The 16,636-nt window shown below is 66.3% G+C and carries 15 protein-coding genes and 2 pseudogenes; 11 read left to right on the top strand and 6 right to left on the bottom strand.

Annotation, left to right across the window (positions count from 1 at the left end; genetic code table 11):
- Positions 1 to 42: 42 nt before the first annotated feature.
- Positions 43 to 255: a helix-turn-helix domain-containing protein gene (locus PMI01_RS12470; RefSeq protein ID WP_007668873.1), complete on the top strand. Its 213-nt coding sequence runs from the start codon at positions 43 to 45 to the stop codon at positions 253 to 255.
- Here PMI01_RS12470 and PMI01_RS26450 read toward each other — a convergent pair.
- Together PMI01_RS26450 and PMI01_RS12465 are read right to left on the bottom strand one after the other, a co-directional pair.
- Complete coding sequence (locus tag PMI01_RS26450) at positions 252 to 866, bottom strand: NYN domain-containing protein (RefSeq protein WP_081497674.1); 615 nt, start codon at positions 864 to 866, stop codon at positions 252 to 254. The two genes, PMI01_RS12470 and PMI01_RS26450, sit on opposite strands and share 4 nt — an antisense overlap.
- A 177-nt stretch (positions 867 to 1,043) precedes the next feature.
- Complete coding sequence (locus tag PMI01_RS12465; RefSeq protein WP_202948082.1) at positions 1,044 to 1,367, bottom strand: DUF6471 domain-containing protein; 324 nt, start codon at positions 1,365 to 1,367, stop codon at positions 1,044 to 1,046.
- A gap of 91 nt (positions 1,368 to 1,458) precedes the next feature.
- Between PMI01_RS12465 and PMI01_RS12460 the strand changes: the two are divergent.
- The 5 genes and pseudogenes from PMI01_RS12460 to PMI01_RS12440 all read left to right on the top strand — a co-directional run.
- Positions 1,459 to 2,470: pseudogene (locus tag PMI01_RS12460) on the top strand (IS1595 family transposase); the annotation flags it as partial.
- 604 nt (positions 2,471 to 3,074) lie between these two features.
- Positions 3,075 to 3,488, top strand: a complete 414-nt coding sequence (locus tag PMI01_RS12450) for a hypothetical protein (RefSeq protein ID WP_007668858.1) — start codon at positions 3,075 to 3,077, stop codon at positions 3,486 to 3,488.
- Between the two features lie 8 nt (positions 3,489 to 3,496).
- On the top strand, positions 3,497 to 3,793 hold the full coding sequence (locus tag PMI01_RS12445; RefSeq protein WP_007668855.1) for an SPOR domain-containing protein: 297 nt from the start codon (positions 3,497 to 3,499) through the stop codon (positions 3,791 to 3,793).
- A gap of 37 nt (positions 3,794 to 3,830) precedes the next feature.
- On the top strand, positions 3,831 to 4,241 hold the full coding sequence (locus PMI01_RS27115) for a hypothetical protein (RefSeq protein ID WP_157223769.1): 411 nt from the start codon (positions 3,831 to 3,833) through the stop codon (positions 4,239 to 4,241).
- Positions 4,242 to 4,264: 23 nt separating this feature from the next.
- Positions 4,265 to 4,912, top strand: a pseudogene (locus PMI01_RS12440) (ATP-binding protein); the annotation flags it as partial.
- 95 nt (positions 4,913 to 5,007) lie between these two features.
- Here PMI01_RS12440 and PMI01_RS12435 read toward each other — a convergent pair.
- Positions 5,008 to 6,042, bottom strand: coding sequence for a MerR family transcriptional regulator (locus PMI01_RS12435; protein WP_007668849.1), 1,035 nt, complete (start codon positions 6,040 to 6,042; stop codon positions 5,008 to 5,010).
- 157 nt (positions 6,043 to 6,199) lie between these two features.
- Between PMI01_RS12435 and fabV the strand changes: the two genes are divergently transcribed.
- Positions 6,200 to 7,366: an enoyl-ACP reductase FabV gene (fabV, locus tag PMI01_RS12430; protein ID WP_007668843.1), complete on the top strand. Its 1,167-nt coding sequence runs from the start codon at positions 6,200 to 6,202 to the stop codon at positions 7,364 to 7,366.
- Positions 7,367 to 7,406: 40 nt separating this feature from the next.
- Here the strand turns inward: fabV and PMI01_RS12425 are convergent, their stop codons facing one another.
- The gene (locus tag PMI01_RS12425) at positions 7,407 to 8,081 is read right to left on the bottom strand and encodes an OmpA family protein (protein ID WP_007668840.1); all 675 of its coding nucleotides are present in this window, start codon (positions 8,079 to 8,081) and stop codon (positions 7,407 to 7,409) included.
- A 233-nt stretch (positions 8,082 to 8,314) separates the two neighbouring features.
- Here PMI01_RS12425 and PMI01_RS12420 point away from each other — a divergent pair, with 233 nt between their 5' ends.
- Complete coding sequence (locus tag PMI01_RS12420) at positions 8,315 to 9,250, top strand: isopenicillin N synthase family dioxygenase (RefSeq protein WP_007668837.1); 936 nt, start codon at positions 8,315 to 8,317, stop codon at positions 9,248 to 9,250.
- Positions 9,251 to 9,374: 124 nt separating this feature from the next.
- On the opposite strand, the gene PMI01_RS12415 is transcribed toward PMI01_RS12420, so the two are convergent.
- Entirely contained in the window at positions 9,375 to 11,210 is a 1,836-nt protein-coding gene (locus PMI01_RS12415) for a TadE/TadG family type IV pilus assembly protein (protein ID WP_007668835.1), read from the bottom strand.
- Between the two features lie 107 nt (positions 11,211 to 11,317).
- Positions 11,318 to 13,144, bottom strand: a complete 1,827-nt coding sequence (locus tag PMI01_RS12410) for a M2 family metallopeptidase (RefSeq protein ID WP_007668832.1) — start codon at positions 13,142 to 13,144, stop codon at positions 11,318 to 11,320.
- Positions 13,145 to 13,317: 173 nt separating this feature from the next.
- On the opposite strand from PMI01_RS12410, the gene rlmN reads away from it, so the two are divergent.
- The 3 genes from rlmN (at position 13,318) to PMI01_RS12395 (ending at position 15,696) form a co-directional block, all read left to right on the top strand.
- Complete coding sequence (rlmN, locus tag PMI01_RS12405; protein ID WP_007668829.1) at positions 13,318 to 14,517, top strand: 23S rRNA (adenine(2503)-C(2))-methyltransferase RlmN; 1,200 nt, start codon at positions 13,318 to 13,320, stop codon at positions 14,515 to 14,517.
- The gene (locus PMI01_RS12400; RefSeq protein ID WP_007668826.1) at positions 14,517 to 14,933 is read left to right on the top strand and encodes a hypothetical protein; all 417 of its coding nucleotides are present in this window, start codon (positions 14,517 to 14,519) and stop codon (positions 14,931 to 14,933) included. Before rlmN ends, PMI01_RS12400 begins: the two co-directional genes overlap by 1 nt.
- Before the next feature lie 88 nt (positions 14,934 to 15,021).
- Complete coding sequence (locus PMI01_RS12395; RefSeq protein WP_007668823.1) at positions 15,022 to 15,696, top strand: AlbA family DNA-binding domain-containing protein; 675 nt, start codon at positions 15,022 to 15,024, stop codon at positions 15,694 to 15,696.
- Positions 15,697 to 16,636: the final 940 nt, after the last annotated feature.

Genomic DNA, 16,636 nt, shown 5'->3' with positions numbered 1-16,636 from the left:
TAGTGACTGGCTAGAGGTTGAGGATTCATTGCGCCTGCTCCGATGCGTTTGGGGCAGATTTTCGGGAGCAACGTGCGGCGGCTGCGGAAGGAACGCGGGCTGAGCCAGGAGGCGCTCGCCGATGAGGTGGGGCTTGCAGTGACCTACGTCGGGCAGATCGAACGCGGGCAGCGGAACCCCACGCTGGATGTGGTGGAGCGGTTCGCCGAGGTGTTTGGCGTTGATCCGCTCGAAATGCTCAAGCTGCCTGGTTAAGGCGGTGTGTAGTCTGCTGGTCGCTTGACTGGAGCTGCCGCAGGGCCAGCGAGCGCAGGCAATAGGCACAGTTCTAAGTCGGCCGGCTTTATACTCTTATATCCATTTGCGAAATCGCGCAGCTTAGCATGGTGATTTTGACCGGGTGGTGCGACAGATATGATGTGTTGGTCCGGAAATGATTTTCTGTAAAGGGAGATGGTGGCAACCTGATCACTATCCGCAGTCAACAGGTATACTTTATCGACCAGCTTTTTATAGGCGTCATCGATGACGGCGAGAGCCAGCGCGACGTCGCTCTGCTTCTCAGTTGGCGCGACCCATTGTCGACCGCACTCTCGGCAATCCGCGTCTGCATCGACGAAATGCCCCAGTCGACAATCAACGCCTCTCGCCTCAAGAGCCTTGAGATAAGCCCGGTGCTTTAGCATTTTTGGCACGTCATCGGTGCGTGTCGCTGAGCAGTACACGACCCTGACGACCTCCTCGCCCTCTCCGGCCAGCTTTTCGGCGAGCGACCACAGGTCCAACCATTTTAGATGTGGCTTCTTCAGCGCGGCTATCGCGTGATACATATTGAAGCCGTCGACGTAGAGACCGATTTTCGTCATTTGAACGCAAAAACCCCCCAAGCTTGCGCCTGGAGGGTTTTTGGTACAACGAGTAAACCCGCTGCACTTACGAGTACCATTATGGTTGCGGTTGAAGGGTTGTCAACATAAATTTGAAAAATCTGCAAAGCTGTGATTTTTCAACGGCTACGTCATCCCAACTAGCAGCAGAAGCGGCTAGTCCTCTGGGTAAGGCCAGCCGACGTTGAGCGCGTGGCACCTCATGGCCCAGAGGCATTGCAACATGAACGCGGCGGTGAAGGAGCCCCTGCTGATCTTGTTTCGCAGATTGGGTTCCGTCTCCTGAATGCCGAAGTACGCCAATCGCTCGACGAGATCGGCATAGGTCAGGCTGCGCCGCTTTAGCTCGGCCTTGAGGATCGCCTTTACCTCGCCGTTCCAGTCCACATCTCGCGGCGGATCATCTCGAATGTAGGTGATCTTGGCTCCCGGCGGTGGACGCATCGGTGGGGCTTTGGGCGCTGCGGCGTCATCGTGCATACGTCATCATATCTGATGCATTTGTCATTGACTAGGTCGCACCTTTTGATGCATACGTCATCAAATACGATACGTTTGCACGGAAAGGTGATTGGGCCAGCACTTCCTCCTCAGCGCCAAAGCGCGGACGTTAAGCGTCGTCGAGGTCGCTCGCATGAGCGACGCCGAGGCCTACGCCACGTTCAAGGCGGTCCGCTTCGCGGACAACGGAGGAGAGGCCTTCTGCCCCCACTGTGAGTGCGACGCCGTGTACGAGTACGAGAGCCGCCGCATCTTCAAATGCAAACAGTGCGAGCGGCAGTTCTCCCTGACCTCGGGCACGATCTTCAGTGGGCGGAAGTTAGTGCTCCGCGACATCCTGGTGGCGATCGCGCTGTTCGTGAACGGCGCCAACGGCCACAGCGCGCTCCGTCTAGGCCGGGACCTCAACGTCTCGTACAAGACCGCGTTCGTCATGCTGCACAAGCTGCGCGCCATCATGGGCGCGCTCCGCGCCCCGCGTAAGCTCAAGGGCATCGTCGAGATCGACGGCGTCTGGGTGGGCGGCCACGTCCAGAAGGCCAATTTGAAGGAAAACCGCAAGGACCGTCGCGGGACTCACCCGAAGCGCCTTGCGATCGTCACGCTGCGCGAGCGCCGCGAGGGCGGCCGAAGCCTGACCTTCGCGCTCAAGCATGAAGCCGAGGCGGTGACGACGATCCTCGCGCACGTTGATCGCTCGGCGACCATCGTCGCGGACGAAGCGGCGCACTGGGGTATCCTGCGGGCCTATTTCGAGGTCCAGCAGATCAACCACCAGAAGGCCTATTCGCTGAAGGGCATCCACACGAACAACGTCGAGAGCTTCAACTCCCGCGTCCGCCGCGCCGAACGCGGCGTCTACCACCACATCGCCGGGCGGCACGTCCAAGCCTATGCGAACGAAATCTCCTGGCGGGAGGATCACCGCCGGCACGCGAACGGCACGCAGTTCGCGACCATCCTGGGGGCCGCCGCTAGGCTACCCTCCTCGGACGAATGGCGTGGATACTGGCAGCGCCACCTTCCGAAGCCGCCGACCCCGCGCGCGAAGCTTCGGCTGGTCTGACCGACCACCGCCTCGGCGGCCCGTTGTGGACCTGGATCGTCTTCCCGATCTTCTTCGTGAGCGCGCCGGCTATGGCGCTGTCGATCGCCGCCATCTTCGACTCGTCCAGGTCCTTCACATCCAGGAACGCGGCGACCTCCCTGGCGATCTCCCGCGTCGACATGGGCGCCTTGGCGCGCCTCAGGACGTTGTAGGCCGCCTTGGAGATCGCCCCCGGCTGGAGCTTGATCTTCCGGGGGTAGATCGGCGCCACGGCGGCGGGGTTCCAATCCGCGTCGAAGAGCCAGATCACCGCCTCGATGTGCTCCAGGGCTTCGTTGATCTCGCGTTTGCGCTGATCAATCCTCGCGGTCGCCTCCAGGATCGCCGACAGGCCCACGGCGTCCTCCGCCACCCGTTCGACCACCTCAAGCTCGCCGTTGAGCCGGGCGTATTTGTCCGCGAGCGCGGCGATTGCGATCTTGTATCCGGTGCCTGCCATATCGGCATGGTTGAGGTTGGAAAGCTAAGGACTCCCTGCAACTTATGATTAAGTGCGCCGATGGGTTGAGGAATCGATTCGACGTGGTGATCGAAATCGGCTGAATCTAGGCTCGCTGGATCATATTGAGGGCCTCGGCGTGCTTGCGAACCTGTTCAAACCAAAAGAGGTGAAGGCCACATTGCAGGCTCTAGAAGAGCTGAAGCCTTCCTTCACCACGCCTGACCCTTTCGCGCATATCGCTGTGAAGCTGGTCTTCGGAGAAGCGCGGCAGATGACCATCCAGCAGTCCGCCGACACCGTTGGGTCAATCCGCGACCAGAATTGGAAGCCCCGCGACCTCGCGTTGCTCCTGATATCGAAGCGAGCCTTCGCCCACGCGGCGAGCGGGACACATCACGTATATCGCGGCACGCCCGACCAGACCGGACACGCCATCAAAGCCATCTTCACGAAGGCCGGAAAGCTCATGGTCGCGTCGGGATTTATCCAACCGTCAGAACAGCACGCCGACCAAGTCGCCCTTGAGAAAGAGATGAAGGAGGTCGGCTAGGAGGTCACATGCTCGCCCCGCTATTTGGATTAGCGGCCATGGTGCACGCCGCGATTGGACCGTTGGACTACGGCTACTACCTCGACCTCGGGACCTACCCGTCGATCAAGAAGGCAAATCACGCCATCGACAGTGGGCAACGCATCATCGGTGTGAAGACAGGCTCGATCATCAAGACGGACAGCCCGGATCGGAATTGGGCTTACATTGCGGGCTTCGACACTGAGGATCAGGCCAAGGCCGCGTGCGCGAAGCTGATCGCCAAAGGGCGCCGCTGCGAAGCTAAACCCATCTACCCGCCCTAACTGACCGCGCCAAGTTGGGCCAACGCTAGAGTGAGCCATGGAAGACAAGTCTTTCGAACTAACCGTTATCGCTGCTGCTGATGACCCTGTGTCGAGCAGCCGGGAGTATCAGGACGCACTTTCACCGCTATCTGCTGCCTTCCGATCGGCTAACGTTGGTCTTCGCGAGCGGATGTTTTTCCAGGACTCGGCCACCGCCAGTCACGTCGTCCAACTGGGCCAATATTTCTTTTCCAGCCCACTTCCTCAGACCGTCGTCACTGCGATCGCGGCCTATCTGGTCGGAAGGTCGGGGCGAAAGGTTCGCTTAAAGTGGGGCGATAAGGAAGCTGAGGCGGGCTCGATTAAGGAAGTAGAGGAGCTACTTAAGCTGGCAAATGCGTTGGCAGACAGCGCTAGCCAGCAATCTCAAGACGGGCAGAAAAGCACCCCCGCACCCCCGAAATAGGGCTTAGGTGTGCTTGCTCCATAATGCCGGAGTTCGGGGTCCAGGCCCTGGATAGCCTGCGGGGGCCGCTGGAAACCGGCGAGGTGATGGTGGCCCGCGCCAACGCCCATGTCCGCTATCCGGCCCGGGTGCAGCTGGTGGCGGCGATGAACCCCTGCCGCTGCGGCCACGGCGGGGCCGGGCGCGGGGCGTGCGGCAAGGCGCCCCGCTGCATCCGCGACTACCAGGGCCGGGTCAGCGGGCCGCTGATGGACCGTATCGACCTGGCCGTCGACATGCCCGCCGTCACCGCCGCCGACCTGGCCCTGCCGCCGCCGTCCGAGGGCACGGCCGAGGTCGCCGCTCGCGTCGCCCAGGCCCGCCGCCTGCAGCTGGAACGGGCCGAGACCATGGAGGGCGCGCCGGGCGGCTCGGAGGCCCTGAACGGCCGGGCCGAGGGGCGTTTCCTGGAGGCGATCGCCGACCTGGACGACACCGGCCGCGGCCTGCTGGCCCGCGCCGCCGAGGCCGGCCAGATCAGCGCCCGAGGCTGGACCCGCGTCCTGCGCCTGGCCCGCACCATCGCCGACCTGGAAGGCGCGGCCAGCGTCCGCCGCGTCCACGTGGCCGAGGCCCTGGCCCACCGCCGGACCAGCGCGCCCGGCGCGGCGGTGGGGGAGGGGGTGTTCTAGGGGATCGCCCACGCCCATCCACAGTCGTCATCTCCCGACTTGTTCGGGGGACCCAAGCGGAATCCGACGCCATGCAGGACGGCCGCGCCCGAACCTCAGGCCACGTGCGGCCGCCAGGCGATGACCCCCTCGGTGCGCGCCCGTACCCGCGGCGAGGCCAGGCAGGTGGCGACCGCCTCGTACCCCGGCGCACCGGGGCGCGGGGCGACCTCGGTCGGCGGGCTATGGTTGGCGGGGCAGAGGATGATCGTCTCGTCGGGCCCCACGGCGGCCAGGTCGAGGATCGCGCAGGACCGGGTCAGCAGGAACAGCGTCCGCCCGCCGGCCCCGCCCCGGCGCAGATGGGCGATCAGGGCCTCCTGGGTGGCCTGGTCCAATCCCTGTTCCACCAGGTCGACCACCAGGGCGGCCGGGCCGTCGGCTTCCAGTCCGACCAGCAGGGCGACCAGGGCGTCGGACAACTGGGCGCCGTCGTCGACGAGCCAGGCCAGAACCTGGTCGATCCGCGCCTTGAGGGCGGCGTCGGCGTCCAGCCGGGCCCGCGCCGCCGCGCCGCCGTCCGCGCCCCGCTCCAGGTCCAGGAAGGCGGCGCCGGGCAGGGTCTCGCCGATGCGCTGGGCCAGCCGGGTCTTGCCGCTGCCGAGCGGGCCGGTGATGTAGTTCAGCCGCCGGGCGACCCGCAGTTCGAAACGTTCGCCGCCCCACGGCCAGGGGAGATCGAAGGCGACGACGGCCTGGGCCGCCGGCTCCAGCAGGCGCGCGAGTTCACCCCGGGCCGGAGGCTGGCCCCGCGCCAGGTCCGCCCGCAGCGCGCGGACCTTCCCGACCGCGCCGGTCAGCTGGCGAACCTGGCCTTCCAGCGTCGCCTGGTGCGCGGCGAGGGCTGACTCCAGGTCTTCCGGCTGGCCCGCCAGCACCCGCGCCACCTGGGCGAGGCTGAGGCCCAGAGCGCGCAGCGCCGCGATCTCGCCGGCCCGCGCCATCTCGTCGGGACCATAGGCCCGCCATCCCGCCCCGGTGCGCAGCGGCGCGACCAGGCCACGCTGCTCGTAGAGACGCAGGGCCTTGGCGGAGACGCCGAGCCGCCGGGCGGCTTCGGAAGGGCTCAGGAATTGGACGGAAGCGTTCACGACTCACCTCGTTGCCGGCTGACCCTGGTCCTTATCGGGGTGGCCCCAGGGGCCGGGTCAAGCCTGGGTTCGGCGGCGCTTCATTGGCTCGGGGACGCGCCCGCGATATGCAGGCGCCGTCGGCAAGACGTGCTGATCGCTGAACAGGGACCACGACGTGATCATCGAACCCAGGATCCGAGGCTTCATCTGCACCACCGCCCACCCCGCGGGCTGCGCGACGAACGTCCGCCAGCAGGTGGCCCACGTGACGGCCCAGGAGCCGATCGCGGGTGGCCCCAAGCGGGTCCTGATTCTCGGCTGCTCGGCGGGATACGGCCTGGCCTCACGGATCGTCACTACCTTCGGCTGCGATGCCGACACGGTCGGCGTCTCGTTCGAGAAGCCGCCCACCGAGACCAAGACCGCCAGCGCGGGCTGGTACAACAATCGCGCCTTCGAGGCCCAGGCCCAGGCGCGGGGCCGCAAGGCCGTCACCCTGGACGGCGACGCCTTCTCCAACGACATGAAGGCCAAGGTGATCGCCGCCGTGCGCGAGGAACTGGGCCAGATCGACATGCTGATCTACAGCATGGCGGCCCCGGTCCGGACCGATCCCCGCACCGGCGAGACGCACAGGTCGGTCATCAAGCCCCTGGGCGAGCCCGTCCGGGTCAAGACCCTGAACACCGACAAGGGCGAGGTGTTCGAAACCGAACTCGCCCCCGCCACGCTTGACGAGACGGCCGCGACGGTCGCCGTCATGGGCGGCGAGGACTGGGAGATGTGGGTCGCCGCCCTGGCGGACGCCGGCCTGCTGGCCGAGGGTTTCCAGACCCTGGACTACACCTATATCGGCTCGAAACTCACCTGGCCGATCTACTGGCATGCGACTCTGGGCAAGGCCAAGGAGGACGTCGACCGCGCGGCGGCGGCGATCCGCGACCGCCTGGGACCCGACGCGGCGCGGGTGGTGTCGCTGAAGGCGGTGGTCACCCAGGCCAGCTCGGCCATTCCCGTGGTGCCCCTGTACGGCGTGGTGCTGTTCCGGGTGATGAAGGACATGGGGCTGCACGAAGGCTGCATCGAACAGATCGACCGCCTGTTCCGCGACGCCCTGCCCCGGGGCGCGCTCGACGAGGCCGGGCGCATTCGTCTCGACGACTGGGAACTGTCCGAGCCGGTCCAGGCGGAGGTCAATCGACGCTGGGAGCTGATCAGCACCGAGACGCTGCCGACCCTGGGGGACCTGGAGGGCTTCCGCGCCGACTTCCTCCGCATCTTCGGGTTTGGCCTGCCGGACGTGGACTACGGGGCGGACGCGGACCCTCTGACGATCGGCTGATGAGTTGGGGACAGGCCCATGGGCCTGTCCCCGTTCGACACTAGGTCAGCGGGCGCAGGACGATTTCCACCCGGCGGTTCTGGGCGCGGCCCTCGGCGGTGTCGTTGGAGGCGATCGGCTGGCGTTCGCCCTGGCCGGCCACGAACACCCGGTCGCCCAGCACCCGGTCGGTGTTGACCAGGTAGCTGGCCACCGAGCTGGCCCGGCGCTCCGACAGGGTCTGGTTATAGTCGTCCGGGCCGCTGCTGTCGGCGTGGCCGACGACGTCGATGGTGGTCTGGGGATAGGCGTTCAGGGTGCGGCCGACGTCGTCCAGCACGCGGAGGAATTTCGGCTGGATCTCCGACTTGTCGACGTCGAAGGTCACGTCGCTGGGCATGACCAGGACGATCTGGTCGCCGTTGCGGCGGATCATCACGCCCGAGCCTTCCAGGCTGCGACGGAAATCGGCCTGCTGGCGGTCCATGTAGTTGCCGACCGCGCCGCCGGCCAGGGCCCCGATGCCCGCGCCGATCAGGGCGTTCTTGCGGCCCTGCTCGCCCTTGTTGGTGTTGGTCAGGTAGCCCAGCACCGCGCCGATCCCCGCGCCGCTCAGGGCGCCGGTGCCGGTGTTGTTGCGGACCGGCATGCCGGTATAGGGGTCGGTGGTGGTGCAGGCGGCGGCCAGGGCGGCGACGCCCATCAGCGCGATCCAGGGTGCGGTCTTCTTCATCATGGTCGGTGTTTCCCTCGTCAGTCGCCTTGGGCGGCCTTGATCCCGCGCGCCAAGAAGCTCTTGATAGCGTGTGATCCCCCGCCGGAAGGAACGCTCCTTCCATGGTCAAGTTCCAACACCGCGCATGACCCTTTGATGAACGGGCGGCATGAGCGGTTCTCGCGCCCGGACTGGCCCTGGACGGGGGGGCGGTGTAGTAAGTCCGGTCTTACTAATTTCCGAGGCTCCAGCCCGTGTCCGCATCCGCCATCGAACCCGTCTCGTTCACCCTGTATTCGAAGGACTTCGACAGGTTCGCCCAGGAACTGGGCGCGTCGTTCCAGCGCTACGGCTTCGCGGTGATCTCGGACCACGACCTGGCCCAGGCCCGCATCGACGCGGCCATCGCCGACGCCAAGGCCTTCTTCGCCCTGCCGGAGGAGATCAAGAAGCAGTACGCCGGCGCGTCGGGCGGGTCGCGCGGCTACATCCCGTTCGGCATCGAGACCGCCAAGGGCGCCACCCACTTCGACCTGAAGGAATTCTGGCACGTGGGCCGCGACCTGCCGCCCGGCCATCCGTTCCGCGCCAACATGGCCGACAACGTCTGGCCGGCCGAGATTCCCAGCTTCCACCACAATGTCGGCTGGCTGTACGGCGCGCTCGACAGCCTGGGCGTGCGGGTGCTGAAGGCCATCGCCACATATCTGGACCTGGGCCGCGACTTCTTCGACCCGACGGTCAAGGACGGCAACAGCGTGCTGCGCCTGCTGCACTATCCGCCGATCCCGGCCGACGCCGTCGGCGTGCGGGCCGGCGCCCACGGCGACATCAACACCATCACCCTGCTGCTGGGCGCGGAAGAGGGCGGGCTGGAGCTGCTGGACCGCAACGGCGACTGGCTGCCGATCAACCCGCCGCCCGGCTGCATCGTCTGCAACATCGGCGACATGCTCGAGCGGCTGACCAACCATGTCCTGCCCTCGACCATCCACCGGGTGGTCAATCCGCCGCCGGAGCGCCGTGGCGTGGCGCGCTATTCGACGCCGTTCTTCCTGCACTTCGCGTCGGACTACCTGATCAAGACCCTGCCCAGCTGCGTGACGGACGAAAACCCCGACCGCTATCCCGAGCCGATCACCGCCGACGCCTTCCTCCAGCAGCGCCTGCGCGAGATCAAGCTGGCCTGACGGCCACGGCCGTCCATCAGGCTCCGGACGAGCCGGAGGCGAGGAACCGCCAAGCGAAGGACCAACCAGCGGCGAGGAACCGCCAAGCAAGAAGCCCCCGTCGCATCCGCGCCGGGGGCTTTCTCTATTTGGCGATGCGCAGGGACGAGATTTCCTGGCCGATGGCCCGGAACGCGGTCTTCAGGTCGGCGCCGGTGGCGGGGAAGAAGGCGTGATCCTTGTCGGTGGCGCAGGTCGTCAGCATCGACGTGGCGGCGGCGTCGTCGCCGACATCGAAGCCCACGGTGTAGAGGATGATCCCCTTGGCCTTGATGTTCTCGCACAAGGTATTGGCCTGGGCGAAGGCGTCGCCGTTGGTGGCGTTGCAGTTGATATGTTGGCTCGACGAGCCGCTGCCCGAACCGGCGTCCTTGGCGATCACCCCGTTGCAGTAGTTGGTGTTGAAGGCGCCATCGGTCATCAGAATGACCACCTTCATCAGCTCCTTGGTGCCATAGGGCGCCGGTTTCTGGCTGGTCTGCGACCAGAGCTCGTTGAAGTTTGGCGAAACCATGTACCAGCCCCAGGCCAGGCCAACCTGGCCGGCGGTCGATCCGGCCGCCGCCAGCTTGGCGATCTCGGCCTTCAGCGTGACCTTGTCGCTCGACAGCGGGCTGATCTTCACCTTGGGGCAGGTATTGTTCGAACTCGAGCTTGAGTCCCAATAGTTCCGGCCGACATAGGACGTGCTGGGCGCGGCGTCCGTATAGGCCTCGGTTCCCGTCCGCTCGGTGGCGCAGGTATTGAGCGCCCAGGTCTGGGTTCCGCCGCTGGCGTTGGTGAAGGTGAAGTTCCGGCAGCCCGGCGTGGTGCTGGTGTCGCAGGTCGCCGTGCCGTCCGAGGTATAGGTCCCATAGGTCGGGCCGACTTGCCCCGTGTCGAAACTGGTCGCATCGACCTTCGAGATCGTGAGCTTCTTGCCGTTCAGCTCGGTCATCCCCTTCATGTTCGCGATCTCGATGAGGTCGCCGGTGATGAAGCCGTTGGCGGTGCTGGTGGTGACCACCACCGAGCAGGTCGTGGTGCGGCAGCGGGTGACGGTCCCGCCCGACGTATATTTCGTGTAGTTGGTGCTGTTGACGCCGGTCAGCTTGAAGCTGGTGGTCGAGGGCACGGCGGCGACGGTGAAGATCTTGTTGTTGACCTGCGTCATGCCGACGACGCCCTTGATGTAGACGGTGGCGCCCACCGGAAGTCCGTGTGCGGCGGACGTGGTGAACACCGCCAGGTTGGCCTTGGTGATGGCCGAGATGTTGACCGGCGCCTGCTGCTGCCAGGCCGCGCCCGAGATCGCGGCCGCCCGCACCGGGCCGCGGGCCGCGTCGGCGTAGGTGTCGACTAAGACGCCGGCCGAATAGGGCACCAGGGCCACCTTCGAATAGTAGGGCGCCTGGATATCGCGAACCACCAGGTCGACCAGGTCGGCGGCCCCGGTCTTCAGATCGGTGATGCGGCTACCCGACATCGATCCCGTGGTGTCGAGCACCAACGCCACTTCCAGGTTCTGCGAGGCCCGGACCACCTCGGTATGCACGGTGACCTTGGAATCCTTGTTCGTCCACAGCGTGGTGACGATCGGTTTGAGGTCGACCGACACGGCGCCGGTGATGGTGTTGCCGCTGATCGAGAACGTCGAGCTCGCGGCCGTCAGGGGCACGCCCAGGCCGTCCATCTCCGTCGCGAACGCGGCGTCGCCGATCAGGTCGACAGCGGCGCTGGTGGTCGCGGTCGAGCGCGCCGCCATCAGGGTGGCGGCGTCCAGGGCGTCCTGCATCTGGCGCTTCTGGACACTGACCCAGCCGATGTCGAGCAGGCTGAAGGTCAGGAAGCCGATCGGGATCACCAACAGCGCGAACTGAATCGCCACGGCGCCACGCGCGTCGGCACGGAGGCGCATCGCCAGCCGGTTCAACATGGTCATGAACAACGCCCGATTCCCCCAGAAGATCGGGCATCCTCGCAGGGGACGGTGAACATCAGGCAAACGACGATGGTGAATCCGCAGCCGTCGTCCGGGACGTCGGACGGCTACCAGCCGCAGCTCTGGCCCTTGTTCTGCTGGGTCAGCCAGACGTTCAGCGGCGCGAAATAGTCGGCGATGGCGCTGGCGTCCAAGTCCTTTTCGCCGGTGAAGGCTTCCAGCGCCTCGGGCCAGGGCTTGGACTGGCCCATGGCCAGCATCTTCTCGAACTTCTCGCCCACGGCCTTGTCGCCATAGACCGAACAGCGATTCAGCGGCCCCTTCCAGCCGGCCTGGCGGCAGGCGGCCCGGTAGAACTGGAACTGATAGACCTGGGCCAGGAAGTAGCGGGTGTAGGGCGTGGAGTCGGCGACGTGGTACTTGGCGCCGGGGTCGAAGGCGTCGGCCGGGCGCGGGCCGGGGGGCGTGACGCCCTGGTACTGGGTGCGCAGTTTCCACCAGGCGGCGTTGTAGTGGGCCGGATCGACCTGGCCCGAAAACACCTGCCACCGCCACTTGTCGACCAGCAGGCCGAACGGCAGGAAGGCGATCTTGTCCATCGCCATCTTCAGCAGATAGGGGATGTCGGCGTCCGCGCCGGGCACGGTGTCGATCACCTCGACCTGCTTGAGGTAGGTGGGCGTCAGGGCCGACAGGCCGACGAAATCGCCGATCGCCTCGTGGAAGCCGTCATTGGCCCCGCCCCGGAACAGGAACGGCTGGCCGGCATAGGCCCGCTGGTAGAAGTTGTGCCCCAGCTCGTGGTGCACGGTGTAGAAATCGTCGGCGTTGATCCGGGTGCACATCTTCACCCGGATGTCCTGGTCGTTGTCGACGTCCCAGGCCGAGGCGTGGCAGACCACCTCGCGGTCGCGGGGGCGGGTGATCATCGACCGCTCCCAGAAGGTCTGGGGCAGGGGCGGCATGCCCAGCGAGGTGTAGAAGCCCTCGCCGGTCTTCATCATCTTGGTGGCGTCATAGCCCCTGGCGACCAGCGACTGGGTCAGGTCGTAGCCCGGGCCGGGCAGGCCCCTGGGGGCGGCGATGTCGTAGATGTTGCCCCAGCTCTGGGCCCACATGTTGCCGGTCAGGTCGGCGCGGATCGGGCCGGTCTTCGGCTGCACCGCGTCGCCGTACCGGGCGTTGAGGCGTCCGCGCACATAGCAGTGCAGGTTCTTGTAGAACGGCGCGACCTGGGCCCACAGGGCGTCGGTCTTGGCCGCGAAGGCGTCGGGCTCCATGTCGTACCACGAGCGCCACAGGGCCCCGGTGTCCTTGTAGCCCAGCTCGGCCGAGCCCTCGTTGGCCAGCGCGACCAGCTTGGGATAGTCGGCGGCCATCGGCTTGGCCACCGCGTGCCAGGCCTCCCACATCGCCTTGATCTTGGCCGGGTCACGCTCGGTGCGCAGGCGGTCGTCCAGGTCGTCCAGGGTCAGGGTCTCGCCGCCGATCGTCACCTTGCCGGTCGAATAGAGCGTGCGCATCCGCGACTGGACGTCGGCCAGTTCCTGGGCCGCGCCGGGACGGTCGGAGGCCGGCAGGACCAGGCCGGCCTTGAGCAGCATCAGCTTGCGGCGGGTGACCGGGTCGACCTGGACCTTGTCGAACCGGGCGGCCTGCTTGGCGTATTTCACCGACAGGGTGTTGGCCTGGGCCTCGGCCCGGGCGTTGAGCCAGTTGGTGTCTTCGGTGATGTAGGTGGCCTGCACCCAGGCGACGCGGGCCCCGTATTCGCTCATCGCCATCAGCTCGGCCTCGGCGGCCTCGACGAAGGCCTTGGCCTCCTGGGCGGTCGGCGTGGCTGACGCGGCGGTCTGGGCGTGGGCGAAGGGCGCGGTCAGGGCGCCGGCGCAAAGCGCCATGGCCGCGCAAGCGGCCAGCAAACGGGTCTTCATCGGAAGCCTCCCCAGCTTTCGGATCAGGAGGCCGCAGGAGAGGCTGGCCGGGTCAAGGCGTCAAGCCGCCGAGACGGCGGGAAGGGCCCGCGGCGTCGCGACTTTTGGAAAAACCGCACCCCTCTGCTATATGCTGCCCTCGATCCTGAAATGTCTTGCCCCCGGACCGCCCCTTGAGCGTCACCCTCGACCTGTCGCGCATGGCCCCCAAGGCCGATGCTCCGAAAGCCCTGATCAACCTGTCGGGCCTCACGCGCTCGCAGCTGGTCGTCGCCCTGACCGAGTCCGGCGTGGTCGAGCACGGCAAGGCCAAGATGCGCGCCACCCAGCTGTTCCGCTGGATGCACCATCGCGGCGTCACCGATTTTTCGATGATGACCGATGTCGCCAAGGAAACCCGCGCCCGCCTGGCCGAACAGTTCACCGTGTCGCGCCCCGAGGTGGTCGAGCGCCAGGTGTCCAAGGACGGCACCCGCAAGTGGCTGCTGCGCATGGGACCCGGCATCGAGGTCGAGACGGTCTACATCCCGTCGGTCGGACGGGCCGGGGCGCTGTGCGTCTCCAGCCAGGTCGGCTGCACCCTGAACTGCAGCTTCTGCCACACCGGCACCCAGGCGCTGGTCCGCAACCTAACCGCCGCCGAGATCGTCGCCCAGGTGCAGGTCGCCAAGGATGACCTGGCCGAATGGCCGTCGGACAAGGAAGACCGCCTTCTGAGCAACATCGTGTTCATGGGCATGGGCGAGCCGCTGTACAATCTGGGCCAGGTGGCCGACGCCATCGAGATCATCAGCGACAACGAGGGCATCGCCATCTCGCGTCGCCGGATCACCGTCTCGACCTCGGGCGTCGTGCCGCAGCTCGACGCGCTGGGCGACAAGACCCAGGCGATGCTGGCCATCAGCCTGCACGCCACCAACGACGCCCTGCGCGACGAACTGGTGCCGCTGAACAAGAAGTACCCGCTCGAGCAGCTGATGGCCGGCATCCGCGCCTATCCGGGCATCAGCAACGCCCGCCGGGTGACCTTCGAATATGTGATGCTCAAGGGCGTCAACGACAGCCCCGACGAGGCCCGCGCCCTGGTCAAGCTGATCAAGGGCATCCCCGCCAAGGTCAACCTGATCCCGTTCAACCCCTGGCCGGGCACCGACTACGAGTGCTCCGACTGGGCGACGATCGAGGCGTTCGGGGCGATCCTCAACAAGGCCGGCTACTCCTCGCCGATCCGCACGCCGCGCGGCCGCGACATCCTCGCCGCCTGCGGCCAGCTGAAGAGCGAGAGCGAGAAGGTCCGGGCCAGCGCCATGCGCAAGCTGTCGATGGCGGCCATGGCCGGCGTGTTGGACGACGAGGACGAGGCGGCGGCCTGATGTCGGACCTCGCCGCGCCGGACGCCGCCATGATGGCGGGCCCGGAGGCGCTGGCGCGGTTCCTTGAGACGGCCGACGAAGCCGTCCTGCGGGGCGTGTTCTCGGGCGGCGAGGTGACCATCCTCGAGAATTTCCCGCCGCACGTCTTCACGAGCCAGGCGGGGCTGGCCCGTTGGCGCGCCCTTATGGCCCGGCACGTGGGCGCGATCAAAGACCTGAGTCACACCTTCGGGCCGCCGCAGGATTTCGGGCGGACGGACGACACGGTCTATTTCTCCCTGCCCACCCGCTGGACCGGCGTGCGGGACGGCGCGCCCTTCGACGAGCACGGCGGATGGTCCTTCGTGCTGGTACGCGAAGACGGACGCTGGCGAATCCGCGCCTATGGCTGGTCGGTGGTGAGCTTCGCGCAATGACGCGTGGCGATGTCCGCTTTCGATGGTGGACATTCGAGCGTGCGCTTAAGCTTGTGCGTGGCTACCAACAATACCGGCGGAGGGGTAAATGACGCCGAGTGACTTAATGGCCCGCTTGAACGCCCAGGAGGATGGTTATGTCGAGCGCAAGTCCCAGGGCATCAAGCCCCAAGACATTCGCAAGGCGGTAACCGCTTTCGCGAATTCGCTGCCCGATGGCCAGCACGGCATCATCTATATTGGCATCGGTGACAAAGGTAGCATCGAAGGATGCGACAACCCGGACGCCGTCCAGAAGCGAGTACGGGAGGCTGCCGACGAGTGTTATCCCCCTGTCGCAACACAGTGCGTTGCGCTGAAGGTGGAGGACAAGGACGTCGTCGCCATTGTTGTCAGCCCCAGCAGTGACAAACCGCACTTCGCGGGCCCTGCCTACGTGCGGCAAGGCTCAGAGAGCGTGAAGGCGTCCAAGCGCCTCTATGATGAAATGGTGGACACGCGCCACAGTACAGTGGCGGCGATTGCGCGACTCAAAGACCTAACAATTACAGTTTACGGGTTGGGGCATCGACTGGGTCAGCCTGTGCGCGTGGCGGCCGATTACCGGGAAGCGGCCGAGTGCAAGGTGATGGCGTGTGACGCACACATGGTCACGCTTCAAAGGCTGAACGACAGTTGGATATTTTACGAAGCTGTGAACCGAATCGAACTTAGCATTGACGGCAAAATGAAGCGTCCTGCGCTGATCGTCAAAGGTCTGTAAAGCGTGAGCCGGTCGGGAGGATCGGCGGTTTTCTACCCTTGACTGACACCCGGAACGTTTGCTCGTCGGACCACCCATCCGCCCCGGATGCGGCCACGCCTTAAAGCCTTGGTGGATCGGAGCTCTGGCGTCTGGCCGTGTCAAGGACGGCCCGCGGGGCCGCCGCGGTGCGGCCGGCCGGAGGCCGGTCCTTGACACGGCCAGACGCCAGAGCAGGCTCGCCTCCAAGGTTTTAAGGCGCGGCCTCGCCGCTGCGTGGCGGGTGTTCGACGTGAAGCCCACTCCCTCTCAGCCGTCATCCCGGGCCTCGTGCCCGGGACCCCTCTCTCCGCCGCAGGTGCGGAGGGGTGGAGCGCTGGCGCGCCATGGCATTGCACGTGCGGGCTGAACCAGGGATCCCGGGCACAGGGCCTGGGATGACGGTGGTTGGGGGAGGGCCGTGTTCATCCTCGGGATATCCAGGATGAACCCCCACGAAATCAACGCCTTGAAAAATCTCGACCCAATCTCGTCCTTGACCTCCAAAGCCGCCCCATACTGCTCCTCGCCCCACCGCTGGGGAGGCCGTCCAGCTGGCGACCTGACGGGCGGCGGGGGCGGTCGAGCGGGGCGTGTCCGGCGGCCGGTCGCGCGGGGCCCGGATGGCCCGGTCGGCGGAGCGTGGGGGTCTCGGATGGGGCTTCGGGCGGTCCGGACCGGACGGCGGGAACACCCCCTCGGGGCCGAAAGACGAACACCACAGGCGCGGGCTGAAATCGCCCGCGCGGTCCGGACGGGGTCGCTTCCCCTCCGCCCGCCGGGGGCCCACTTCGGGAGCGGGTTAAAACCCCGCGCCCCGATGGCTTCCGTCCACCGGCCGCGCGGAGCGCCCGTGACGTGTCGAAACGGTACTCTCCAAACTCCATTCCGGGCATGGCCCGGACGCTCCGCCGCCTCCCCA

Origin of the sequence: Caulobacter sp. AP07, assembly GCF_000281955.1 — a bacterium.
Taxonomy (GTDB): domain Bacteria; phylum Pseudomonadota; class Alphaproteobacteria; order Caulobacterales; family Caulobacteraceae; genus Caulobacter.
Note: the sequence above shows the minus strand (reverse complement) of the source record. Positions and strands in the feature narration are given on the sequence as shown.